At 60.1% G+C, this 23,074-nt stretch carries 21 protein-coding genes; 15 read left to right on the plus strand and 6 right to left on the minus strand.

Annotated elements, in window-relative coordinates; all coding sequences use genetic code 11:
- A partial coding sequence (locus ACTNB1_RS14040; RefSeq protein WP_441170336.1) for a recombinase family protein occupies positions 1 to 1,270 on the plus strand: 1,270 nt, incomplete at its 5' end.
- Positions 1,271 to 1,344: 74 nt separating this feature from the next.
- Here ACTNB1_RS14040 and ACTNB1_RS14045 read toward each other — a convergent pair.
- The 3 genes from ACTNB1_RS14045 to thrS form a co-directional block, all read right to left on the minus strand.
- Positions 1,345 to 1,833 (minus strand): CYTH domain-containing protein, encoded by a 489-nt coding sequence (locus tag ACTNB1_RS14045; protein WP_441170338.1) that lies wholly within the window; start codon positions 1,831 to 1,833, stop codon positions 1,345 to 1,347.
- Positions 1,834 to 1,847: 14 nt separating this feature from the next.
- Positions 1,848 to 2,822 carry a lysine exporter LysO family protein gene (locus ACTNB1_RS14050; RefSeq protein ID WP_441170339.1) on the minus strand — a complete coding sequence of 325 codons (975 nt, stop codon included), beginning with the start codon at positions 2,820 to 2,822 and terminating at the stop codon, positions 1,848 to 1,850.
- Positions 2,823 to 2,968: 146 nt separating this feature from the next.
- Positions 2,969 to 4,735, minus strand: a complete 1,767-nt coding sequence (thrS, locus tag ACTNB1_RS14055) for a threonine--tRNA ligase (protein WP_441170341.1) — start codon at positions 4,733 to 4,735, stop codon at positions 2,969 to 2,971.
- A 630-nt stretch (positions 4,736 to 5,365) separates the two neighbouring features.
- Here thrS and ACTNB1_RS14060 point away from each other — a divergent pair.
- From ACTNB1_RS14060 to ACTNB1_RS14100, 9 genes are all read left to right on the plus strand, one after another.
- The gene (locus ACTNB1_RS14060) at positions 5,366 to 7,294 is read left to right on the plus strand and encodes an NAD(+) synthase (protein ID WP_441170343.1); all 1,929 of its coding nucleotides are present in this window, start codon (positions 5,366 to 5,368) and stop codon (positions 7,292 to 7,294) included.
- Position 7,295: 1 nt separating this feature from the next.
- Entirely contained in the window at positions 7,296 to 7,889 is a 594-nt protein-coding gene (locus ACTNB1_RS14065) for a chromate transporter (RefSeq protein WP_441170345.1), read from the plus strand.
- Positions 7,886 to 8,449, plus strand: a complete 564-nt coding sequence (locus ACTNB1_RS14070) for a chromate transporter (protein WP_441170346.1) — start codon at positions 7,886 to 7,888, stop codon at positions 8,447 to 8,449. Before ACTNB1_RS14065 ends, ACTNB1_RS14070 begins: the two co-directional genes overlap by 4 nt.
- Positions 8,450 to 8,716: 267 nt before the next feature.
- Positions 8,717 to 9,484 (plus strand): ABC transporter ATP-binding protein, encoded by a 768-nt coding sequence (locus ACTNB1_RS14075; protein ID WP_441170347.1) that lies wholly within the window; start codon positions 8,717 to 8,719, stop codon positions 9,482 to 9,484.
- Positions 9,484 to 10,194, plus strand: a complete 711-nt coding sequence (locus ACTNB1_RS14080; protein WP_441170349.1) for an ABC transporter ATP-binding protein — start codon at positions 9,484 to 9,486, stop codon at positions 10,192 to 10,194. Before ACTNB1_RS14075 ends, ACTNB1_RS14080 begins: the two co-directional genes overlap by 1 nt.
- Entirely contained in the window at positions 10,191 to 11,087 is an 897-nt protein-coding gene (locus ACTNB1_RS14085) for a branched-chain amino acid ABC transporter permease (RefSeq protein ID WP_441170351.1), read from the plus strand. Before ACTNB1_RS14080 ends, ACTNB1_RS14085 begins: the two co-directional genes overlap by 4 nt.
- On the plus strand, positions 11,087 to 12,187 hold the full coding sequence (locus ACTNB1_RS14090) for a branched-chain amino acid ABC transporter permease (protein ID WP_441170353.1): 1,101 nt from the start codon (positions 11,087 to 11,089) through the stop codon (positions 12,185 to 12,187). Before ACTNB1_RS14085 ends, ACTNB1_RS14090 begins: the two co-directional genes overlap by 1 nt.
- A gap of 56 nt (positions 12,188 to 12,243) precedes the next feature.
- On the plus strand, positions 12,244 to 13,449 hold the full coding sequence (locus tag ACTNB1_RS14095) for an ABC transporter substrate-binding protein (RefSeq protein ID WP_441170354.1): 1,206 nt from the start codon (positions 12,244 to 12,246) through the stop codon (positions 13,447 to 13,449).
- Between the two features lie 37 nt (positions 13,450 to 13,486).
- Positions 13,487 to 14,248, plus strand: coding sequence for a creatininase family protein (locus ACTNB1_RS14100; protein WP_441170356.1), 762 nt, complete (start codon positions 13,487 to 13,489; stop codon positions 14,246 to 14,248).
- A 49-nt stretch (positions 14,249 to 14,297) separates the two neighbouring features.
- Here ACTNB1_RS14100 and ACTNB1_RS14105 read toward each other — a convergent pair whose 3' ends face one another.
- The 3 genes from ACTNB1_RS14105 to proB all read right to left on the minus strand — a co-directional run bounded on the left by ACTNB1_RS14105 (position 14,298) and on the right by proB (position 16,823).
- Entirely contained in the window at positions 14,298 to 14,639 is a 342-nt protein-coding gene (locus tag ACTNB1_RS14105) for a hypothetical protein (protein ID WP_441170358.1), read from the minus strand.
- Between the two features lie 87 nt (positions 14,640 to 14,726).
- A complete protein-coding gene (locus tag ACTNB1_RS14110; protein WP_441170360.1) occupies positions 14,727 to 15,974 on the minus strand; it encodes a glutamate-5-semialdehyde dehydrogenase in 1,248 nt (415 codons plus the stop codon).
- Between the two features lie 42 nt (positions 15,975 to 16,016).
- Positions 16,017 to 16,823 carry a glutamate 5-kinase gene (gene proB, locus ACTNB1_RS14115; RefSeq protein WP_441170361.1) on the minus strand — a complete coding sequence of 269 codons (807 nt, stop codon included), beginning with the start codon at positions 16,821 to 16,823 and terminating at the stop codon, positions 16,017 to 16,019.
- Positions 16,824 to 17,039: 216 nt separating this feature from the next.
- Between proB and ACTNB1_RS14120 the strand changes: the two genes are divergently transcribed.
- The 5 genes from ACTNB1_RS14120 to eno all read left to right on the plus strand — a co-directional run bounded on the left by ACTNB1_RS14120 (position 17,040) and on the right by eno (position 22,814).
- Positions 17,040 to 17,534: a tRNA (cytidine(34)-2'-O)-methyltransferase gene (locus ACTNB1_RS14120; protein WP_441170363.1), complete on the plus strand. Its 495-nt coding sequence runs from the start codon at positions 17,040 to 17,042 to the stop codon at positions 17,532 to 17,534.
- The gene (locus tag ACTNB1_RS14125) at positions 17,531 to 18,802 is read left to right on the plus strand and encodes a phosphoglycerate kinase (RefSeq protein ID WP_441170364.1); all 1,272 of its coding nucleotides are present in this window, start codon (positions 17,531 to 17,533) and stop codon (positions 18,800 to 18,802) included. The genes ACTNB1_RS14120 and ACTNB1_RS14125 overlap by 4 nt, the downstream gene beginning before the upstream one ends.
- A 211-nt stretch (positions 18,803 to 19,013) precedes the next feature.
- Positions 19,014 to 19,787, plus strand: coding sequence for a triose-phosphate isomerase (gene tpiA / locus ACTNB1_RS14130; RefSeq protein WP_130869644.1), 774 nt, complete (start codon positions 19,014 to 19,016; stop codon positions 19,785 to 19,787).
- Between the two features lie 79 nt (positions 19,788 to 19,866).
- Positions 19,867 to 21,387: a 2,3-bisphosphoglycerate-independent phosphoglycerate mutase gene (gpmI, locus tag ACTNB1_RS14135; protein ID WP_441170365.1), complete on the plus strand. Its 1,521-nt coding sequence runs from the start codon at positions 19,867 to 19,869 to the stop codon at positions 21,385 to 21,387.
- A gap of 125 nt (positions 21,388 to 21,512) precedes the next feature.
- Positions 21,513 to 22,814, plus strand: coding sequence for a phosphopyruvate hydratase (eno, locus tag ACTNB1_RS14140; protein WP_441170366.1), 1,302 nt, complete (start codon positions 21,513 to 21,515; stop codon positions 22,812 to 22,814).
- Positions 22,815 to 23,074 lie beyond the last annotated feature (260 nt).

Genomic DNA, 23,074 nt, shown 5'->3' on the forward strand with positions numbered 1-23,074 from the left:
CAGCACCGACAACGATGTTGCAGGAATCAAAAACTGGTTCAATGAGTTTTTTGCCAAGGATACCAGCCGCAAAATCCGTGCGGTACAGAAGGCCAAGGGCGAGCAGGGCATTCCGCTGACAACCAATGTCCCCTTTGGCTACCGCAAAGACCCGGAGGATCGAACAAAGTGGGTCGTGGACGAAGCAGCCGCTCCTGTGGTCAAGCGCATCTTCAATCTGTGTATGGAAGGCCGGGGGCCGATGCAGATCGCCAAACTCTTGCAGGCGGAACAGGTGCTCAATCCTACTGCCTATAAGCGGAGAGAAGGCATTAACACCCCAAGCCCTGAAACCGCTGATCCGTACCACTGGAACCCCAATACCGTTGTTCACATTTTGGAACGGCGGGAATACACGGGCTGTACGGTTAACTTCAAGACCTACACCAACTCCATCTGGGACAAGAAGCAGCGGGAAACACCCATTGAGAAGCAGGCGGTATTCTACAACACCCATCCGGCTATCATTGAGCAGGAAGTCTTTGACAAGGTGCAGGAGATCCGCAAGCAGCGCCACCGAAGGACAAAAACCGGAAAGAGCAGCCTGTTCTCCGGCATGGTTTACTGCGCTGACTGCGGGGCCAAAATGCGCTACTGCACCACCAACTACTTTGAGAAGCGGCAAGACCATTTTGTATGTGCCAGCTACCGCAGCAACACGGGAACCTGTCCAGCTCACTTCATCCGGGCGGTTGTACTGGAAGAATTGGTCTGGATGCACATGAAAACGGTTATCTCCTATGTAACCCGGCATGAAGCCCATTTTCGGACAGTAATGGAGCATAGACTCCGGCTGTCCAGCGAAGAAGCTGTCCGGGGACACAAGAAGCGTCTGGCACAGGCAGAACGCCGTCTTGGGGAACTTGACCGGCTGTTCATCCGTATCTATGAGGATAATGTGGCCGGGAAACTCTCTGATGAACGGTTTGCACTGATGAGCAAGACCTATGAGGACGAGCAGGCGCAGCTTAAAGTGGAAATCCAGACCTTGCAGCAGGAAATCAAAGTACAGGAACGACAGATTGAAAATTTGGAGCAGTTCATCCAGCGGGTACACAAATACGAGGATTTGCATGAAATGACCCCCTACGCCTTACGGGAACTTGTCAAAGGCATCTATATCGAAGCGCCTGACAAGAGCAGCGGGAAGCGCAGACAGGGCATCCGCATCTCCTATGACCTTGTGGGCTTTATCCCCGTGGACGAACTGATGAAACAGGAAACGGCATGACCGAAGCCATGCCGTTCCTGCAAAAAGCAATATTACTTTCTTATGACCCCTGGCCATTGGACAGCGGGCATTTTTTATTCGCATGAATGCCTGGTGCGCGCCCAATAGGCGGCCATACTCTCGCCAGGCTGGCCGGTGGTTTCCCGGCTGAGATAGGCGGTCAGCTCTGTAGGAGGAGTCCAGGCCTGGGCGGTTTCCTCGTCGGGGAACTCCACCTCGGCGTAGAAAAAGCCGGTGTCCAGGTCTTTGTCCACCTGGTTGACTTCCAGCGTAAGCCCGCCGGGCAGAGGATAGCGGCGCTGCTCCTTTTGAATCATAGGGCCGTTCAGCATCCCGGCCAGAGCCTGATACTGTGCCTCCGTTACCGGCAGCTCGATCTCCTCCCGCACCAGGCCGCCCTTGCCCTTGAAGCACACGATATACTGGCAGGGGCCGCCCTCCAGCGCCTCCCGGCGAACCCGGACGGCGGGACGGGTGGCAAAATAGCCCTGATCCATGAAGATCACAGAGGAGCTTTCCAGCTCCGGCCAGCCGTTGACCAGCCAGCGGCGTTCGATTTCCATACTGAAAGACCTCCTCAGAAGGGCAGAGCCACGATAGCGGGCACCAGAATAGGCACCGCCAGGGAGAGCACCACGCCGGAGGTAAAAGAGTAAATGGTGATGCGCTCATGGGTGGCGCCCACCACCACGGGGAGAACCGTGTCCATAGCGGCGGCGCCAGGCAGGGCGGCGCACTCCACATAACCGATGTACCGGGCCACCAGGGGGATAAACAGGATTGAGAAGATCTCCCGCATTACGTTGGACAGAAAAGCCACCGCGGAGACGGACAGGGAGTAGGGAGCCAGCAGGGTGGGGGCCAGGGAGTACCAGCCCATGCCAGAGGCAGCGGCCATGGAGTCCTTGATCCCCAGAGGGAGGAACAGTCCGGCCAGGGCGGCGAATACCAGGGTACCGGCACATACTGCCACCGGCACCAGCAGCACCTGGAAGCCGGCTGCCTTAATATCGCTGATGAGGGTGCCCTGCTTGCCCATATCCATGCCCACCATAAACAGCAGCAGGTAGAGACCAAAGTTGATGACAGTGCCGCAGTGGGCGGTAACGGCAGGGGGGAGGACAAAACGGCCGGCCAGCATACCCAGCACCACAGCAATAACGATCCACTTGGTCAGGGAGTTGTCCGCCTTACCGGCGGAATGTGTCTCCTGCTCCTCAGCCTGAGCTGCGCCCTTCGGCAGACCATACCGGTCCAGCTTCAGCACAAACCGCCGCAGCAGGGAGAGAAAGAGGATGGAGCCCACCATGGCCAACACCGTGATAAACAATGCGGCCAGGCCGATCTGCCCCAGGGAGGAGATGACCTCGTCATTGGCGCCCAGATTGACCCCCAGGGTGACGATGAGGATCATCAGAGCTACAAACTGCAGTTTGCTTACCCAGACCAGGGGGCGGCTGCGCACTCCCTTTCGGGAGCCGATGAACGCGCCGATGACCACCAGCGCGATGTAGATCGCCAAATTTGTGAGGGTGCTGAGGGTGGTACCCATAACCATCCATCCTTTGTGCAAAAAATAGACCGGGCCGCCGCCCGGCAGAGGACATTCTAACATATCCCACAGGGAAAGTCCACCCCCAGCGGACACAAAGAACCCGGCGGAGGCAGTTGCCTCCGCCGGGTCTGTATGGGTTTAATTTACTTCTGCTCCCGGGCCTTGGTATCGACCTCTTCCTTCAGCTTTTCCACAAAGGCGTCGAAGGACATGACGGTCTGATCACCGTGGCGGTTGCGGACGGCCACGTCGCCGGTCTCGGCTTCCTTGTCGCCCACCACCAGCATATAGGGCACCTTCTCCAGCTGAGTGTCCCGGATCTTCTTGCCGATCTTTTCGTTGCGGTGGTCAACCTCCACGCGGTAGCCCAGCGCGTCCAGCTTGGCGGACACCTGGTCGGCGTAGTCAGCGGCACGGTCGGTGATGGGCAGCACCTTCACCTGCACGGGAGCCAGCCAGGTGGGGAAGGCACCGGCGAAGTGCTCGGTAATCACGCCGATGAATCGCTCGATGGAGCCCAGCACCACGCGGTGGAGCATGACGGGGCGGTGCTTCTGGCCGTCCTCGCCGGTATACTCCAGCTCAAAACGCTCAGGCAGCTGGGAGTCCAGCTGAACGGTACCGCACTGCCAGGTACGGCCCAGAGAGTCGGCCAGATGGAAGTCCAGCTTGGGGCCGTAGAAGGCGCCGTCGCCCTCGTTGACCACGAAGTCCTTGCCCATCTCGGTAATGGCCTCTTTCAGGATGTCCTGGTTGTGCTCCCACTGTTCCACGGTGCCGATGTGATCCTCGGGCATGGTGGACAGCTCGATCTGATAGGGCAGGCCGAAGACGGAGTACACCTCGTCGAACAGCTTGACCACGTTCTTGATCTCGTCCTTCAGCTGCTCCTGGGTCATGAAGATGTGGGCGTCATCCTGGGTGAAGCAGCGCACCCGGAACAGACCGTGAAGGGCGCCGGACAGCTCATGCCGGTGGACCAGGCCCAACTCACCCACCCGCAGGGGCAGGTCCCGGTAGCTGTGGGGCTCGCTGGAGTAGACCAGCATGCCGCCGGGGCAGTTCATGGGCTTGATAGCAAAATCGGTGTCGTCAATGACGGTGGTGTACATGTTGTTCTTGTAGTGGTCCCAGTGGCCGGAGCGCTCCCACAGCTGACGGTTGAGCATGATGGGAGTGGAGATCTCCACATAGCCGTAGCGCTTGTGGACCTGACGCCAGTAGTCGATCAGGGTGTTGCGCAGCACCATGCCCTTGGGCAGGAAGAAGGGGAAACCGGGACCCTCGTCCCGCAGCATGAACAGGCCCAGCTCCTTGCCCAGCTTCCGGTGGTCCCGCTTCTTGGCCTCCTCGATGCGGGCCAGGTAGGCGTCCAGCTCGTCCTTCTTGGGGAAGGCGATGCCGTAGATACGCTGCAGAGTCTCACGGTTGGAGTCGCCCCGCCAATAGGCGGCGTTGCAGGCGGTCAGCTTGATGGCGTTGCCCTTGATGCGGCCGGTGGAGTCCAGGTGGGGGCCGGCGCACAGGTCGGTGAACTCACCCTGCTTGTAGAAGGAGATGTGGGCGTCCTCAGGCAGGTCCTGGATCAGCTCCACCTTGAAGGGCTCACCCTTCTCCTCCATGAACTTCAGAGCTTCTTCCCGGGGCAGCTCAAACCGCTCCAGCTTCAGCTTCTCCTTGCAGATCTTCCGCATTTCAGCCTCGATCTGCTCCAGATGCTCGGGGGTGAAGGCAAAGGGCGCGTCCATATCGTAATAGAAACCCTCGTCAATAGAGGGGCCGATGGCCAGCTTCACCTCAGGCCACAGCCGCTTCACGGCCTGGGCCATCACGTGGGAGCAGGTGTGCCAATAGGTCTTGCGGTACTCGGGATTTTCAAAGCTGAATTCGTTCTTGACTTCTTCGGACATATCGATTCCTCCTTAATAGATTGGGGCGGAGGGTATGAAAAACGCCTCACCCCTGATTGGTCAGGGGTGAGGCGCGAAAAAACGTCCCACGGTTCCACCCTGCTTGCATAGAGCGCGGAGGCGCCATATGCCGCTTGTGACTTCCTGTAACGGGAAAGCCCCGGCCCGGTCATCCCGGGCGGCTCGGGAGTGGTACAGCCGCCGCGTGTCGTAGGGCCTTTCCAGCCGTGAGGCCCCTCTCTGTCCGCCGCTGCGCGGGTTCTTCTCCGTCTATGCCATTTTTGCAAGAGCAATATATCACCAAACGCCGCCGCTGTCAAGCGGGGAGAGCAGGAAAGAAAATTGGAACAAAAGTGAAATTAACAGTTTATTCACAAAGGGTACACGATTTAGTCTTAATTACCAGGTATGATACAGACAGATTCAGAGATGAATCGAAAGCAAGACCATCCTCCCAAACCAATTCCTCTCTTATCCCTCTCCAACACTTTTGCAAACACACACACAACACACACCCGAAAAGCCCCGGCCTTTGGCCGGGGCTTTTCGGGTGTTCTGCGTTGCATTTGGCGGGGAATTGGGGTATGATAAATTGAAATAATGCGCTGGAATAGTAAGGAGGCGCTGTTTATGCGCGACGGTTTTATTAAGGTGGCTGCCGGCACCCCTAAGATCCGGGTTGCCGACTGCCGGTACAATGCGGAGCAGATCTTTACTCTGATGCGGGAGGCGGACAAGCAGGGTGTCAAGGTGCTGGCCCTGCCGGAGCTCTGCCTTACCGGCTACACCTGCGGGGATCTGTTCCTTCAGCCCACCCTGCTGAAGGGGGCTGAGGAGGGGCTCCAGACCATCCTGGACGCCACCAAGAATCTGGATATGATCACTGCCATCGGCCTGCCTGTGCGGGACAAATGGGATAACAAACTGTATAATTGTGCCGCTGTCATACAAAAAGGAGAGATCCTGGGCCTGGTGCCCAAGACCTATCTGCCCAACTACGGGGAATTTTACGAACAGCGCTGGTTCACCCCCTCCCGGGGTCCGGAGGGCGTGGATCACATGGTACAGCTGTGTGGCCAGAGTGTGAGTATGAACTGCAATGGCCTTTATGCCTGCGAGGAGATGGAAGAGTTGGTCATCGGCGTGGAGCTGTGCGAGGATCTGTGGGCGCCAGAGCCCCCCTCCGCCGCCCTGGCCCAGGCGGGAGCCACCATTATCCTGAACCTGTCGGCGTCCAATGAGCTGGCGGGGAAGGCAGCCTACCGCCGCTCCCTGGTCACCGGCCAGTCTGGACGGCTGGTGTGCGGCTATGTGTACGCCGACGCCGGCGAGGGAGAATCCACCACCGATTTGGTGTTTGCCGGTCACAATATGATCGCGGAAAACGGTGTGCTGCTGGCGGAGCGGCGGTTTGCCGCGGGGCTCACCATCAGTGAGATCGATGTGAAAAAGTTGGTGTATGAGCGCCGCCGAATGAACACATACACCCCGGAGGTCAAGGAGTTCTGGCGGATGTCCTTTGACATGGATCTGACCGACACCCATCTCACCCGTCCCGTATCCCCCATGCCCTTTGTGCCCCAGGACCAGAGCGACCGCTCGGAGCGTTGCAACGAGATCCTGTATACAGCCGCTCTGGGGCTGAAAAAACGGCTGGAGCACACCCATGCCAAAACAGCGGTGGTGGGTCTGTCTGGCGGACTGGACTCTACTCTGGCGGTGCTGATCACCGCGGTGGCTATGGAAATGCTGGATCGTCCCGCTACCGATATCATCGCCGTCACCATGCCCTGCTTCGGCACCACCGACCGCACCAAGTCTAACGCGGTACTGCTGGCCGAGCGGCTGGGCTGTACCCTTAAGACCATCGACATCGGCCGGGCAGTAAAGGTCCATTTTGAAGATATCGGCCAGTCCATGGAGGATCACGATGTCACCTTTGAGAACGGCCAGGCCAGAGAGCGCACCCAGGTGCTCATGGATATTGCCAACCAGACAAACGGTCTGGTTATCGGCACCGGCGATCTCTCCGAACTGGCCCTGGGCTGGTGTACCTACAACGGCGACCATATGAGCAACTACGCTGTAAACGCCGGCATCCCCAAGACTTTGGTCCGCCATCTGGTCAGCTTCATCTCCGATGACAAGGAGGCGGAGGATCCCCAGCTCTCCGGCGTGCTGGCTGACATCCTGGACACCCCCGTGTCTCCCGAGCTGCTTCCCGCCATCGAGGGGCAGATCGCCCAGAAGACCGAGGACCTGGTGGGTCCCTATGAGCATCACGACTTCTACCTCTATTATGCCATCCGCTGGGGCTTCCCGCCCCGGAAGGTGTTCCGGCTGGCGGAGTATGCCTTTGGCAGGGCCTATGACCGTGCTACCCTGCTCAAGTGGCTGAAGAACTTCTACCGCCGCTTCTTCTCCCAGCAGTTCAAGCGCTCCTGTCTGCCTGACGGCCCCAAGGTGGGCTCGGTGGCGCTGTCTCCCCGGGGCGACTGGAGAATGCCCTCCGACGCTGTGGCTGCCCTGTGGCTGGAGGAACTGGAGGGTTTGAACTGACGTGAATATCTGCGTAGACCTATTCTGGACCTTTGCCCGCATTGGAGTTTGTACCTTCGGCGGCGGCTATGCCATGCTGCCCATCCTCCAGCGGGAGCTGGTGGAAAAGCGGAGCTGGGCCACAGAGGAGGAGCTCTCCGACTACTTTGCCATCGGCCAGTGTACGCCCGGTATTATTGCCGTCAACACTGCCACCTTTGTGGGCCACAAGCTGAAGGGCGCTGTGGGAGGAGTGGCGGCCACTCTGGGCCTGGTGTTTCCCTGCCTGGTTATCATCATGCTCATCGCCGCCTTTTTGCAGAACTTTGCAGACCTGCCGGTGGTGGTCCACGCCTTCAACGGCGTCCGGGCCTGTGTATGCGCCCTCATTTTGTCCAGCGTCTTGAAGCTGCGTAAAAGTACTGTGGTGGACAAACCCACTGTGGTCATTTTCGCGGTGGTGCTGGCGCTGGCGGTGGTGGGAAACTTTGTTTCCTTTCCTGCCAATGCCCTGGGTGCGCTCCTGGGCTATGTGACCTCCCCCATTGTACTGGTGGTGGTTGCGGGCGTGACCGGACTGTGCGTCCGGGCAGCGAAGGGAGGGCTGAAGGCATGATCTATCTCCAGCTCTTTTTTGAGTTTTTTAAGGTGGGCCTGTTCGCCATCGGCGGAGGTCTTGCCACCATCCCCTTCCTCACCGACATGGGGGCCCGCACCGGCTGGTTTACCTCCGGGGAGCTGGCCAACATGATCGCTATTTCCGAATCCACCCCCGGCCCTATGGGAGTAAACATGGCCACCTATGTGGGCTTTCACACCGGCGGCATCCTGGGGGGCGTGGTGGCTACTCTGGGCCTGGTGTGTCCCTCCATCATCGTTATCCTGATCATCGCCGGATTCCTGAAGAAGTTCCGGGAGAGCCGTGGGGTAGACGCGGTATTCTACGGCATTCGTCCTGCCTCCACCGCCCTCATTGCCGCAGCGCTGGTGGAGGTGTGTTCCATTGCCCTGGTGAATACCGGGGCGGCTTTGGGCGGGATGAATTTCTTCCGTTGGCCGGCCATCCTCCTGGCGGTGATCGTTTTTGTCTGCCTTCAGGTCAAACCCTTGAAAAAGCTCCATCCCATCGTGTTTATTGCCCTTTCAGCGGTAGTGGGCATCATTTTCCAGCTTTAAATGTTATGAAAGCGAATTGCCTCCTCTTTTGCAGGACGAAGTGCGAAGGACTGCAGAAAAGACGGGGGGAAGTCGGGAGAAACCGGTGCAGGTGCAGGAAACATAGAAATGTTTTTGCATAACACCTTGACAAGAACCGACGTCTTTAGTAGAATAAAGAGTACCGATACTAAGCCGTTATGAAATGGCGCAAGGGGGCGCATCGTCTGGGAAAACGATGCGCCTTTTTTGTAAATGTTGGAATCCATAGGTACGGGAGGTACCGCCATGGCAGCATTTCTTGAACTGCAGCACTGCCAGATGACCTTCAAGGGCCTTCAAGCTGTGAAGGAATTCTCCGCAACAGTGGAACAAGGGAGTATCTGCGGTCTCATTGGCACCAACGGAGCGGGTAAGACTACGGTCATCAATATGCTCTCTGGTGTGTTGACGCCCACCAGCGGAAAGATCTTGCTGGAAGGGGAGGACATTACCGGGCTGCGGCCCGACCAGATCGCCCAGAAGGGCGTGGTGCGGACATATCAGAACCTGCGGCTGTTCCAGAAGATGACGGTGTTGGAGAACGTGGTCATCGGGGCACAGATGCATGTGAAATCCAACTTCCTGGGCAGCATCATCGGCACGCCGGCTTATCGGCGGACCGAGCGGGAGCTGCGGGAGAAGTCCCTCCACATGCTGGAGCTGATGGGTATTGCCGACCACGCCGAGGATATCGCCGGCTCTCTGCCCTACGGCCTGCAGCGCCGGCTGGAGATCGCCCGCATCTTGGCGGCCGACCCCAAGCTGCTGCTGTTGGATGAGCCCGCCGCCGGCATGAATCCCCAGGAGAGCCTGGCCCTGGTGGAGATGCTGCGGAACATCCGAAAGGAGTTCGACCTGACCATCCTGCTCATCGAGCACGATATGAAGGTTATCATGGGCCTCTGCGATTACATCTACGCCATGGCCACCGGCGAGGTGATCGCCCACGGCCTGCCGGAGGAGATCCGGAAGGATCCCAAGGTGATCCAGGCATATCTGGGGAGGGCGGTCTGATGCTGGAACTGAAAGACTTGGTGGTGCGCTACGGCGGCATCACCGCGGTGAACGGCGTGTCCCTCCAGGTGGAGGAGCATGAGACTGTTGCCCTCATCGGCGCCAACGGCGCCGGCAAAACCACCACGCTGCATACCATCTCCGGCCTGCTGAAGCCCGCGTCCGGCCAGGTGCTGTTTCGGGGTGAGGACATTACCAAAAGCCCGGCGGAGCGCATCGTGGCCCGGGGTATCGTTCAGGTACCCGAGGGACGGCAGGTGTTTGCCAAGCTGACGGTAGAGGAAAATCTCCGGCTGGGCGCCTATCTGCGAAAGGATAAGGCGGGCATTGCCGAAAGCTATGAAAAGGCCATGGCTCTGTTCCCCATCCTGAAGGAGCGGCGGCGTCAGCCGGCGGGGACGCTGTCCGGCGGCGAGCAGCAGATGCTGGCCATCGGACGGGCCCTGATGTCTGCTCCGCAGGTGCTGCTGCTGGACGAGCCCTCCATGGGCCTGTCCCCCCTGATGACCCAGCAGGTCTTTGACGTGCTGCAGGCGCTGAAAAAGCAGGGGATGACCATCCTGCTGGTGGAGCAGAACGCCTACGAGGCCCTTACCATTTCCGACCGGGCCTATATCATGGAGACCGGCAGCATTACTCTGGAGGGAAGGAGCAGTGAGCTGATCGATGACCCCCGTGTCAAAGATGCTTACTTGGGTGGAGACCTATGAGCATAGAATACATTATCGCACAACTGATCAACGGCCTGCGCCTGGGCAGCGTCTACGCCATTGTGGCCATCGGCTATTCCATCGTTTACGGCATCCTGCGGCTGATCAACTTCGCCCATGGCGATATCATGACCATCGGCGTTTACGTCATGCTGCTGTTTATGACCAGCACCGGCATGCCCCTTTGGGCCATCATCCTTATTTCGGTCCTGGTCAGCGTGATCGTAGGCGTGCTCATTGAGCGGTTGGCCTACCGACCCCTGCGCAGCGCCTCGGAGGAGGCGACCCTGATCTCCTCTTTGGCAGTGTCCACCCTGCTGCAGAACCTCTTACAGATGATCTTTTCACCCCAGAAGCAGGCCTTCAAGCTGCCTGACTTCTTCACGGAGCTCCACGACTTCGGACTGTTCAGCCTGTCCACCATGAATATCATCACCTTTGTGTCGGTGATCGTGATGGTGGTGGCCCTCACCCTGGTGGTACAGAAGACCAAGATCGGCACCGCCATGCGGGCCTGTTCGGAGAATCTGGACGCCTCCCGGCTCATGGGCATCAATCCCAACAAGGTCATTGTCTTCGCCTTCGCCGTGGGCTCCGGCATGGCGGCTCTCGCGGGCCTGATGCTGGCCGGCGAGTACAAGACCATCGATCCCCTTATGGGCTTCATCCCCGGCCTGAAGGCCTTCTGTGCCGCGGTGGTGGGCGGTATCGGCAGCCTCCACGGCGCGGTGGTGGGCGGCCTGACCATCGGTGTGGCTGAGATGCTCTTCGCCGGACTGATGCCCACCAGCATCACCGCCTACCGGGATGCATTCGTGTTCGTAGTGCTCATTCTGGTGCTGCTGTTCTGTCCCAACGGCTTCTTTGGCCGGTCGGAAGGGGGGCGCAGCTGATGAATACCATTCGTTTTCGGGACTGTAACTTGTTCCGGCTGGTGATGCTGGTGATCCTGCCTGCCCTGGTCATCATCTGGGGCTGCAATCAGGGCAGCTATTACTCCGCTATGATCAGCACCTTCGCCATCAACATCCTGCTGGCAGCCAGTCTGAATCTGGTCAACGGCTTCTCCGGCATGTTTTCCATGGGACACGCCGCCTTTATGGCGGTGGGCGCTTACATATCCGCCTTCCTTACCCTGGATCCGGCCAAGAAGGCCTCCATGCTGCCCGGCCTGCCTCAGTGGCTCATTGATATCCAGCTGCCCCTGCTGGTGGCCCTGATCTTCTGCGGCCTGGCTGCCGCCCTGGTGGCACTGCTGATCGGTATTCCGGTGCTTCGGTTCAAGGGCCACTACCTGTCGGTAGCTACTCTGGGTCTGATCGTCATCGTCCGGGCGGTGCTGGATAACTCGGATACCATCACCAATGGACCCCGGGGCATCACCGGCCTGCCCAAGGTGGCTACCGCACCCGTCATCTTCTTCGTGCTGCTTTTGTCCCTGTTCATCATGTTCCGGCTCATCCGTTCCCAGTACGGACGGGGACTCATCGCCATGCGGGATGACAGCGTGGCCGCCCAGAGCCTGGGCATCAATCTGACCCTGAAAAAGATCTCCATCTTCTGCATCAGCGCCTTCTTCGCCGGGGTAGCCGGCGCCCTGTGGGGCCACGTGCAGACGGTGATCTCCGGCCAGTTCTTCTACTACAGCATGAGCTTCAAGGTGGTGCAGATTTCCATCATCGGCGGCATGGCCTCTCTGTCCGGCGCCGCCGTGGGCTCCCTGTTCATGACCTTTGTGCCTGAGCTGCTGGCCCCGCTGGAGAGCGGCTTCACCATTTTCGGTGTCACTCTGCCCAGCATGTACGGCTTGTCCAACATCCTGATGGCCATCTTCCTCATCCTGGTCATCATCTTCCGCCGCCAGGGCCTGCTGGGCAGCAGCGAGATCCTGCTGGAGAGCTGGTTCTCCAAGGAGACCTACACCAGCCTGTTCAAGAAAGAGGAGTACCAAAAGCTGGCCGCGGCCTTTCAGCGAAGACCCAAAAAGAAATGAGCAGCGCGAATATGCGATGCACATAATTTATTTGAAGGAAAAAAGGAGAGATCACGATGAAAAGAAGGAATAAACGTCTGCTTGCCGCTGCGATGGCCTGCGCCATGTCCCTGTCCCTGGCCGCCTGCTCCAATAACGGCGGGAACGACAAGGACCCCAGCGATTCCACCGGCGGCGCTGCTGCCACCGGCGACACCATCAAGGTGGGCGCCCTGTTCAACATCACCGGCGGCCAGGCATCCCTGGACGAGCCCAGCTACCGGGGCTTCCAGCTCTATTTTGACGAGCTGAATGAGGCCGGCGGCATCAACGGCCGCAAGGTGGAAGTGGTCTCTTACGATGGTAAGACCGACCAGACCACCTGCGCCACCAACACCAGCAAGCTCATTGACGTGGACAACGTAGTGGCCATCGGCGGTCTGGCCGATAGCAACTACGCATTCGCTGCCGGCAACGTGGCTCAGGAAGCCGGCGTGCCCTTCATCTTTGCCGGTGCTACTACCCCCACTCTGAACGACATCGGCAACTATGTCTACCTCACCGCCTTTGGTGACGACACCTGCGCCTACGCCGCTGCCGACTATGTCACTGAGACCCTGGGCCTCACCAAGGTCTACATGCTGGTGGACCAGTCCATGGACTTCACCACCACTCTGGCCCGCTGCTTCCAGGAGCGTCTGGAGGAGAACGGCGGCGAGGTCGTTATGACCGACAACTACATGAACAAGGACCCCGACTTCTCCGCCCAGATCGACCGCTACCTGGCTGACAACAAGGGCGCTGAGGCTCTGTTCTTCTCCAGCGTGCCCGACGACATCGGCACCATCGTCAAGCAGTTCCGGGATAAGGGCGTCACTGAGCCCATCGTCTCCGGCGACGGCGCCGACACCCCCCTGCTGATGGAAGTGGCCGGTGAGGCCGCCGAGGGCGTGCTGGTCTCCACCCACTGCTCCTTCGAGAACCAGGATCCCGCTGTTCAGGACTTCGTCACCCTGTACACCGAGACCCAGGGCACCGCTCCTGAGAACGCCTTTGCCGCTCTGGGCTACGACTGCGCCCACGTCATCGCCACCGCCATCGAGGCCTGCGGCGACGATGTGACCCCCGCCAACGTCCGGGACAACCTGGAGAAGATCCAGGACCTGCGCTGCGTTACCGGTACCATCTCCTACTCCGCTGAGAGTCATGTGCCTCAGAAGAGCGCCACCATCCTGGAAGTCAAGGACGGTGCCTTCGCTTTTGTGGCCGAGATCAATCCCTGAGTCAGATTTTCAGGGCATATAAAGGAGGAACCCTCAAATGGCAAACCATGAACTTCTGAAACTGACGTCCCATCAGGTGAATACCGGCGGTTACAACAAGGCCATCCTGGCCGTCGGCTCCTGCGAGGCCCACGGTCCCCACCTGGCCTCCGGCACCGACACCCTGGTGTCCTACATGCTGTCCTGCCAGGTGGCTGACCAGTTCAACGACCTGCTGGTGCTGCCCCCCATTACCGTGGGGTACAGCGCCCACTACGACACCTTCCCCTTCACCCTGACTCTGGGCTATGATACCGTCACCCAGGTGATCTACGACTATGTGGAGTCCACCATCCGTAACGGCATCACCCACATCTTCATCCTCAACGGTCATGACGGCAACATCGCCCCCATCGAGGTGGCCAGCCGCAAGATCAAGGAGAAGTATCCCGAGGCCCGCATCGCTACCCTGCCCGCCTGGTGGGTCACCGCCGGCGACCTGCTGCCCAAGGGCACCTTCGAGGTGTGGGACGGCCTGGGTCATGCCGGTGAGGGAGAGAGCTCCATCGCCTATTACCTCTATCCTCAGTGGTGTGAGCCCGAGCTGGCCAAGGGCTATGTGCCCGACAACCTGCCCGACTATGTGGAGATCAAGTGGGACTTCTCCGAGCTGACCAACACCGCCGCCACCGGCGACCCCACCAAGGCCACCCCCGAAAAGGGCGAGAAGATGGCCAAGGTGCTGGTAAAGTGCATGGTGGACGCCATCAAGAAGCTGGACGAGATCGGCTGGGACTACCGCACCACCGCCATCCGGTAATAAAAAGCCAAAATGCCGTCCGTGCGCAACTGCGCACGGACGGCATTTTTTAGTTCTGACCCTGGAGCAGGCAGCGCTCTCCCTGCTCCAGGTAATGGGCGTCCGCCCGCACCGACAGGCGGCGGGCGGGGATCTCCTTAGGCAGATAGAAACGGATGCCCCGGAGCACCACGTCCACGGCTTCCGGACCGTGATGGGCAGGGACGGCAAAGATTCGGGTCCCCCGGGTGATGTCGCCCTCCACCACATCTACGGATACCGCCACCCGCCGCTCAGGCAGCACCCCGGTAAGACGGAGCGAACAGTCTAGCGTCTGCCAGCCCCCAGGTTCCAGGGACCCCAGGTCACAGTACAGCGCTCCGCCCTCCAGGGTCAGTTGGCGTTCCAGCATGGGACACACCCCCAAACAAAATCATACGGCAGGCGCTGCCGCCTGCCGTATGTAATGATATGGTCCAGGGGCCGCTCCATCCTATGCTCAGCGGATCTGGCCCGTGCCGTAAACGATAAATTTGCTGGAGGTCAGCTCCTCCAGGCCCATGGGTCCCCGGGCGTGCATCTTCTGGGTGGAGATGCCGATCTCCGCACCCAGGCCGAACTCAAAGCCATCGGTGAACCGGGTGGAGGCATTGACATACACCGCTGCCGCGTCCACCACGTCCAGGAACCGCTGGGCGGCGGTATAGTCATTGGTGACGATAGCCTCGGAGTGGCCGCTGCCGTGCTGGGCGATAAAGTCGGTGGCCTCCTCAAAGCCGCCTACCACCTTGACGGCCAGGATGTAGTCGCCAAATTCGGTGTCCCAGTCGGTCTCTGAGGCGGGCTTTACCACATCGCCCAGAATAGCCTGGGTTTCCGGGCAGCCCCGCAGCTCCACATTCTTGGTCTGGAGCAGCTGCCAGGCCATGGGCAGAAAGTCCCGGGCGATGCCCCGGTCCACCAGCAGGCACTCGGCGGCGTTGCACACCGAAGGCCGGGAGGTCTTGGCGTTGTGGATAATCCGGGCGGCCATGTCCAGGTCGGCTCCTTCATGGACATAGACGTGGCAGATACCCACGCCGGTCTCGATCACCGGCACCTTGGCGTTTTCTACCACACTGCGGATCAGACCCGCGCCTCCGCGGGGGATGAGCACGTCCAGGTATTCGGTGAGGCCCATCAGCTCGTTGGCGCTCTCCCGGCTGGTATCCATCACCAGCGCTACGCAGTCCCGGGGCAGGCCGGACTCCTCCAGAGCGTCCCGCATGACGGATACGAAGGCCTGGTTGGAGCGGAAGGCCTCCTTGCCGCCCCGGAGGATTACCGCGTTGCCCGACTTGAGACACAGGGCTGCGGCGTCCACCGTCACATTGGGCCGGGCCTCATAGATGATGCCGATGACCCCCAGAGGCACCCGGCGCTTGCCGATGACCAGCCCGTTGGGCCGGGTGGACATTTTGGTCACCTCTCCGATAGGGTCGGGGAGAGCGGCCACCTGCCGCACACCCTCCACGATACCGGCGATGCGGCCCTGGTCCAGGGCCAGCCGGTCCAGCAGGGCGGGGCGGAGGCCGGCGGCCTTACCTGCCTCCAGGTCGGCGGCGTTGGCGGACAGAATTTCCTCCTGACGGGTGAGAATGGCGGAAGCAATGGCCTCCAGCGCCTGATTCTTCCGGGCGGTACCCGCCACGGACAGCACCCGGGCGGCGTTTTTGGCTGCCAGACCCTGGGTTTCCAACTGTGTCATAGTCGTTCACTCCTTATTGTTTCAAATCGACGCGCAACGTGGTCAGCAGGGCCGGGTGAACCGGGTTCCCACGTCCTTGCCTGCCACGATGTCATAAATGGCTTCCATTTTGCTGCCGTTGGCAATGACCATATCGATGCCCGCCTCCAGACACAGCTGGGCGGCGTTGAGCTTGGTGGCCATGCCGCCGGTGCCCCGCCAGGTGCCTGCGCCCCCTGCCATGGCCCGCAGCTCCGGTGTGACCGCCTCCACATGGTGGATGAGCTTTGCCTCGGGATGGCTGCGGGGGTCAGCATCATACAGACCGTCAATGTCACTGAGCAGGATCAGCAGATCGGCCCCGCACAGCCGGGACACGATAGCGGACAGGGTATCGTTGTCGCCCAGCACCTTACACTGGCCGGTCTCGATCTCCGCCGAGGACACCGAGTCGTTTTCGTTGACGATGGGGATGACCCCCAGCTCCAGCAGGGACTCAAAGGTGTTGTGCAGATGCTCTGAGCGGACAGGGGCGTCCACATCCTCGCCGGTCAGCAGGATCTGTGCCACCGTCCGGTTATACTCGGAGAAAAACTTGTCATAAACGTGCATCATCATGCACTGACCCACCGCGGCGGCAGCCTGCTTCATTTTCAGCTCGGTGGGGCGCTCGGCCAACCGCAGCTTTTTGGTGCCGATGCCGATGGCGCCGGAGGAGACCAGCACCACCTGAAGGCCCATACCCTGCAAATCGGAGAGCACCCGGGCCAGATGCTCCATATTATGTAAATTCAGACTGCCTGTCTCCCGGGTGAGGGTAGAGGTACCCACCTTTACCACCACTCTGCGGATGGTCTTATTTCCGTCCAAAATCATTCATCCTCTCCGGCGGAATTCCCGCCACATCCTATCATATCATAGATCCACATTACAATAAAGTGTAAAAGCAAAGAAAAGAAAGAAAGAAATCAGGAAAGAAAACCGAAGGTTTTAGTACTTTTTCACGCTTTCCCGGTTGAAATTTGTTCCGGATTGGAGTACAATAGCGTGCGCTGGTAAAAAAAGAGGATGGAAAGAGGTGGGAAGATGCTCAATATCGTGCTTTTTGAGCCGGAGATCCCACAAAACACTGGGAATATCGCCCGCACCTGCGCGGTGACTGGTACCCGGCTCCATCTGATCGAACCCCTGGGCTTTGATATCAGCGATAAAGCGGTGAAGCGAGCGGGCCTGGACTACTGGCATCTGGTGGACGTAAGGGTCTACCAGGGCCTGGAGGACTTTTTTCAGAAGACCGGCGCGCAGGATATCTGGCTGGCTACCACAAAGGCTCCCAGACCCTACACCCAGGCCGAATTCCGGGATGAGTGCTATCTTATTTTCGGCAAGGAGACCGCGGGACTGCCGGAGGAATTCCGCATGGCCCACAGCGACCGCTGCATCCGTATCCCCATCCGGGCGGAAGCCCGGTGCCTGAACCTGTCCAACGCCGCGGCCATCGTGACCTACGAAGCCCTGCGGCAGCTGAACTTCCCCGGCCTCACCGGGGAGGGTGAGATGAAAGGAGCTTTTACAGGATGAACTACAACAAGAAGACTGTGAAGGACATCGATGTAGCCGGCAAGAAGGTCCTGCTGCGCTGCGACTTCAACGTACCTATGGCCAAGGACGGCAGCGGCGTCATCACCGACGACAAGCGCATCCGGGCCGCTCTGCCCACCATCCAGTACCTGCTGGATCAGAACGCTGCCGTTATCGCCTGCTCCCACATGGGTAAGCCTGTGGCCACCTTTGATTCCTATGTGAAGAAGCAAGCTGAGAAGGGCAAGGACCCCGCTACCATCACCGAGGAGAGCTGGAAGAAGTCCCTGGCTCAGCTGTCTCTGAAGCCTGTGGCTGCCCGCCTGAGCGAGCTGCTGGGCCGCGAGGTCATTATGGCCGCCGATGTGGTAGGCCCCGATGCCCAGGCCAAGGCCGCTGCCCTCAAGCCCGGCCAGATCATGCTGCTGGAGAACACCCGTTTCGAGAAGGGTGAGACCAAGAACGATCCCGCTCTGGCCAAGGCTATGGCTTCCATGGCTGAGGTCTATGTGTCCGACGCTTTCGGCGCCGTGCACCGCGCTCACGCCTCCACCGCCGGTGTGGCCGACTACCTGCCCGCCGTGTCCGGCTTCCTGATCCAGAAGGAGCTGGAGATCATCGGCGGCGCCCTGGCCAATCCCAAGCGGCCCCTGGTGGCCATCCTGGGCGGTTCCAAGGTGTCCTCCAAGATCGGCGTGATCAACAACCTGCTGGAGATTGCCGACACCATCATCATCGGCGGCGGCATGACCTACACCTTCCTGAAGGCCCAGGGCGGCTCCATCGGCAAGTCCCTGCTGGAGGAAGACTGGCTGGATTACTGCAACGACATGATGAAGAAGGCCAAGGAGAAGGGCGTCAAGCTGCTGCTGCCCGAGGATACCATCTGCGCCAAGGAGTTCTCCGCCGACGCTGAGCCCATCACCGTGGACAGCATGAATATCCCCGATGACTGCATGGGCATGGATATCGGTCCCAAGGCCATCGCCGCCTACAGCGAGGCCGTGAAGGACGCCGGCACCGTGATTTGGAACGGCCCCATGGGCGTGTTTGAGTTCCCCGCCTTTGCCGCCGGTACCAAGGCTGTGGCCGAGGCTCTGAGCAAGAGCGACGCCATCACCATCATCGGCGGCGGCGACAGCGCGGCTGCTGTGCAGCAGCTGGGCTATGCTGACAAGATGACCCACATCTCCACCGGCGGCGGCGCCTCCCTCGAGTTTATGGAGGGCAAGGAGCTGCCCGGCGTGGCTTGCCTGCTGGACGCTTAATTTGTGCTCCGGGCAGCTCCCGGGGTCCCCGCGAAAGCCCAGCGAAGCGGGTTTCGTGGGGAGAGGAGGCGCAGCAGAAGGAGCGAGCTTTCCCGCCTGCGGGGAAGCGAGGGATCTGGAGCTTGTGCCGACGAGCCTGCTGGACGCCTGATTTGCTATCATCCACCTGTATATAAAAATCTGAAGACTGGAAGAAAGAGGTACGATCCCGATGAACAGAAGATATCGCAAGACCATCATCGCCGGCAACTGGAAGATGAACAAGACCCTCTCCGAGACCAAGGCCTTTGCCGAGGAGCTCAAGCCCCTCATCGGCAAGCCCAAGTGGTGTGAGGTGGTGCTGTGTGTGCCCTCCGTGAACCTCCAGGCCGCCGTGCGGCTGTTCAAGGAGTCCCGGGTGGCCATCGGCGCCGAGACCTGCCACTACGAGTCTCACGGCGCTTTCACCGGCGAGGTCTCTCCCGAGATGCTCAAGGAGATCGGCGTGAAGTACGTTATCATCGGCCACTCCGAGCGCCGTCAGTACTACAACGAGACCGATTTCACCGTCAACAAGAAGGTCCATGCCGCCCTGGAGGCCGGCCTGTACCCCATCGTGTGCGTGGGCGAGAGCCTGGAGCAGCGTGAGCTGGGTGTGACCATGGATCTGATCTCCTATCAGGTGAAGGCCGCTCTGTCCGGCGTGCCCGCCGACAAGATGCGCCATGTGGTCATTGCCTATGAGCCCATCTGGGCCATCGGCACCGGCAAGACCGCCACTGCTGAGCAGGCCGGTGAGGTTTGCGAGGCTATTCGTACCGTGGTCCGCAAGCTGTACGGCGCCCGTGTGGCTCGTGCCGTTACCATCCAGTACGGCGGTTCCATGAACGCCAAGAACGCCCACGAGCTGCTGGCTCAGCCCGACGTGGACGGCGGCCTGATCGGCGGCGCCTCCCTGAAGGCCCCCGATTTCGTGGAGATCATCAACGCTGCCAACCAGGAGTAAGCGCATATGCCGCAGGGGCGGCCATAGCGAAAAGGCCGCCCCTACGGTATCTTTCAGAACAGAGAACAAGAGGTAAGCTATGAGTAAAACACCGACCACCCTCATTATTATGGACGGCTTCGGTCTGCGGGACGACAAGTCCGGCAACGCCATTGCCGCCGCCCATACCCCCAATCTGGACAAGATCTTTGCCGAAAACCCCGGCTGCAAGCTGGCGGCCTCCGGCATGGATGTGGGTCTGCCTGAGGGACAGATGGGCAACTCCGAGGTGGGACACACCAACATCGGCGCCGGCCGGGTGGTGTTCCAGGATCTGCCCCGGATCACCAAGGCGATCCAGGATGGAACCTTTTTTGAGAACGAGGCTTATATCGAGGCCATGGATGACTGCAAGGAGCGGGACGGCGCGCTGCATGTGTTCGGACTGCTGAGTGACGGCGGCGTCCACAGCCATATTACCCACATCTTTGCCCTGCTGGAGATGGCCAAGAAGCGTGGCCTGCACAAGGTGTTCGTCCACTGCTTCCTGGACGGCCGCGACGTGCCGCCTGCCTCCGGCAAGGAATATGTGGAGCAGCTGGTGAACAAGTGCAAGGAGATCGGCGTGGGCCAGGTGGCCACTGTCATGGGCCGCTTCTACGCCATGGACCGGGACAAGCGCTGGGATCGCCTGCAGCGGGCCTATGACGCCATCGTCCTGGGCGTGGGCACTGAGAATGCCGATCCGGTGGACGCAGTGCAGAAGTCCTATGATGCCGGTGTCACCGACGAGTTCGTGGAGCCTGTGGTGTGTGCCAAGGAGGGCAAGGTGAAGGAGGGCGACTCCATCATCTTCATGAACTTCCGCCCCGACCGTGCCCGAGAGATCACCCGCTGCTTCGTGGACCCCGCTTTCACCGACGTGGAGCGCAAGCACGGCTATTTCCCCGTGACCTATGTGTGCACCACTGAGTATGATGCCACCATGCCCAACGTGCTCATTGCCTTCCCCCATCACGAGCTGGTGAACATCTTTGGTGAGTATATCGCCCGCCAGGGCTATACCCAGCTGCGCATCGCCGAGACCGAGAAGTACGCTCATGTGACCTTCTTCTTCAACGGCGGCGCTGAGCAGGTGTTCCCCGGAGAGGATCGCTGCCTGATCCCCTCTCCCAAGGTGGCTACCTATGACCTGCAGCCCGAGATGAGCGCCCCCGAGGTTACCGAGGAGGCCGTGAAGCGCATCGAGAGCGGCAAGTATGATGTTATCATCCTCAACTTCGCCAACTGCGACATGGTGGGCCATACCGGCGTGTTTGACGCCGCTGTGAAGGCCGTAGAGGCTGTGGATACCGGCGTGGGCAAGGTGGTGGAGGCCACCACCAAGATGGGCGGCGTGTCCCTCATCACCGCCGACCACGGCAACGCCGACCGGATGCTGGACGATGACGGGGTCACGCCCTACACCGCCCACACCACCAATCTGGTGCCCTTCTACATCGTGGGCGCTGATGTGAAGCTGCGGGACGGCCGCTTGGCCGACATCGCCCCCACTATGCTGGATCTGATGGGGCTCGAGAAACCGTCTGAGATGGACGGGGAGACCCTGATCCTCAACTAAAGCGGTATCCGGTGGAATTCCGCCGTACCAAATATAGATCCGGCGGGCAGGCTGCCCGCCCCCCACACAAATCCCCCTGCACGGCGGGTTTGTCCCCGCTGTGAATACGAAAGGAGTTTTTAATCATGAAGCAGATCATCGAGATCGTTGACGTGCTGGGCCGTGAGATCCTGGACAGCCGCGGCAACCCCACCGTCGAGGTGGAGGTCTATCTGGAAGACGGCACCGTGGGCCGCGCTGCTGTGCCCTCCGGCGCTTCCACCGGTATCTATGAGGCTTGCGAGCTGCGTGACGGCGACAAGGGCCGTTACCTGGGCAAGGGCGTGCTCACCGCTGTGAAGAACGTCAACACTGAGATCGCCGAGTGCCTGGTGGGCATGAACGTGCTGGACCAGACCGCTATCGACAAGGCCCTCATCGAGCTGGACGGCACCCCCAACAAGACCAAGCTGGGCGCCAACGCCATCCTGGGCGCTTCTCTGGCCTGCGCTAAGGCCGCTGCCGAGAGCCTGGGCACCTCCCTGTACAACTACATTGGCGGCGTCAACGCCAAGGTTCTGCCCGTGCCCATGATGAACATCCTCAACGGCGGCGCTCACGCCACCAACAACGTGGAGATCCAGGAGTTCATGATCATGCCCGTGGGCGCCTGCTGCTTCCGCGAGGCTCTGCGTATGTGCGCCGAGGTCTTCCATCAGCTGAAGAAGACCCTGAAGGAGAACGGCACTCCCGCCGCCGGCGTGGGTGACGAGGGCGGCTACGCTCCCAACCTGAAGAAGGACGAGGACGCTCTGAAGGTCATCGTGAAGGCCATCGAGGAGGCCGGTTACAAGCCCGGCGAGGACTTCATGATCGCCATCGACGCTGCTTCTTCCGAGTGGTGGAATGAGGAGGAGAAGTGCTATATCCAGCCCAAGTCCGGCAAGAAGCTGACTCAGCAGCAGCTGGTGAACATGTGGAAGAAGTTCGCCGACACCTACCCCATCATCTCCCTGGAGGACGGCATGGCCGAGACCGACTGGGAAGGCTGGGCTATGCTGACCAAGGCTATCGGCGACCGGGTGCAGCTGGTGGGCGACGACCTGTTCGTGACCAACGTGACCCGTCTGGCTACCGGCATTGAGAAGAAGGTGGCTAACGCCATCCTGATCAAGGTCAACCAGATCGGCACCCTGACCGAGACCCTGGACGCCATCCAGATGGCTAACCGCGCTGGCTACACCGCCATCGTGTCTCACCGCTCCGGCGAGACCGAGGACGCCACCATTGCCGACATCGCCGTGGCTCTGAACGCTGGCCAGATCAAGACCGGCGCTCCCAGCCGCACCGACCGTGTGGCCAAGTACAACCAGCTGCTCCGCATCGAGGAGGAGCTGGGCGACGTTGCTCAGTACCTGGGCAAGGACGCTTTCTTCAACCTGAAGTAAGTTTTGACAAGCACAAGGGGCCGCTGCCAATGGCAGCGGCCCCGTTTTATATGTCGCCCGGCTCCTCCTGGGGCCCCATCACAGATGGGGCGGCGCTTTGCGCCGTACAAGCGTTTTGGGCTTGCCCAAAACCTTGGCGCAGGCGGAATTCACTTCCGCCGAGCAAGTGAAATAAATCAGGGTTCCCACAGAAAGCTGAGGCTTTTTGTGGGATTGCTGGGCGATGTTGCTCAGTACCTGGGCAAGGACGCTTTCTTCAA

This window comes from Flavonifractor sp. HCP28S3_F3 (assembly GCF_052065355.1).
In the GTDB taxonomy this organism is placed as follows: domain Bacteria; phylum Bacillota; class Clostridia; order Oscillospirales; family Oscillospiraceae; genus Flavonifractor.

Excerpts from the sequence above, each read along its gene's own strand:
- tpiA (WP_130869644.1), top strand. The coding sequence starts at position 19,014 with ATGAACAGAAGATATCGCAAGACCATCATCGCCGGCAACTGGAAGATG.
- eno (WP_441170366.1), top strand. The coding sequence starts at position 21,513 with ATGAAGCAGATCATCGAGATCGTTGACGTGCTGGGCCGTGAGATCCTG.
- ACTNB1_RS14120 (WP_441170363.1), top strand. The coding sequence starts at position 17,040 with ATGCTCAATATCGTGCTTTTTGAGCCGGAGATCCCACAAAACACTGGG.
- ACTNB1_RS14090 (WP_441170353.1), top strand. The coding sequence starts at position 11,087 with ATGAATACCATTCGTTTTCGGGACTGTAACTTGTTCCGGCTGGTGATG.
- ACTNB1_RS14100 (WP_441170356.1), top strand. The coding sequence starts at position 13,487 with ATGGCAAACCATGAACTTCTGAAACTGACGTCCCATCAGGTGAATACC.
- ACTNB1_RS14075 (WP_441170347.1), top strand. The coding sequence starts at position 8,717 with ATGGCAGCATTTCTTGAACTGCAGCACTGCCAGATGACCTTCAAGGGC.
- ACTNB1_RS14110 (WP_441170360.1), bottom strand. The coding sequence starts at position 15,974 with ATGACACAGTTGGAAACCCAGGGTCTGGCAGCCAAAAACGCCGCCCGG.
- ACTNB1_RS14045 (WP_441170338.1), bottom strand. The coding sequence starts at position 1,833 with ATGGAAATCGAACGCCGCTGGCTGGTCAACGGCTGGCCGGAGCTGGAA.
- ACTNB1_RS14125 (WP_441170364.1), top strand. The coding sequence starts at position 17,531 with ATGAACTACAACAAGAAGACTGTGAAGGACATCGATGTAGCCGGCAAG.
- ACTNB1_RS14070 (WP_441170346.1), top strand. The coding sequence starts at position 7,886 with ATGATCTATCTCCAGCTCTTTTTTGAGTTTTTTAAGGTGGGCCTGTTC.
- ACTNB1_RS14105 (WP_441170358.1), bottom strand. The coding sequence starts at position 14,639 with ATGCTGGAACGCCAACTGACCCTGGAGGGCGGAGCGCTGTACTGTGAC.
- ACTNB1_RS14060 (WP_441170343.1), top strand. The coding sequence starts at position 5,366 with ATGCGCGACGGTTTTATTAAGGTGGCTGCCGGCACCCCTAAGATCCGG.
- ACTNB1_RS14050 (WP_441170339.1), bottom strand. The coding sequence starts at position 2,822 with ATGGGTACCACCCTCAGCACCCTCACAAATTTGGCGATCTACATCGCG.
- gpmI (WP_441170365.1), top strand. The coding sequence starts at position 19,867 with ATGAGTAAAACACCGACCACCCTCATTATTATGGACGGCTTCGGTCTG.
- ACTNB1_RS14095 (WP_441170354.1), top strand. The coding sequence starts at position 12,244 with ATGAAAAGAAGGAATAAACGTCTGCTTGCCGCTGCGATGGCCTGCGCC.
- thrS (WP_441170341.1), bottom strand. The coding sequence starts at position 4,735 with ATGTCCGAAGAAGTCAAGAACGAATTCAGCTTTGAAAATCCCGAGTAC.
- ACTNB1_RS14080 (WP_441170349.1), top strand. The coding sequence starts at position 9,484 with ATGCTGGAACTGAAAGACTTGGTGGTGCGCTACGGCGGCATCACCGCG.
- ACTNB1_RS14085 (WP_441170351.1), top strand. The coding sequence starts at position 10,191 with ATGAGCATAGAATACATTATCGCACAACTGATCAACGGCCTGCGCCTG.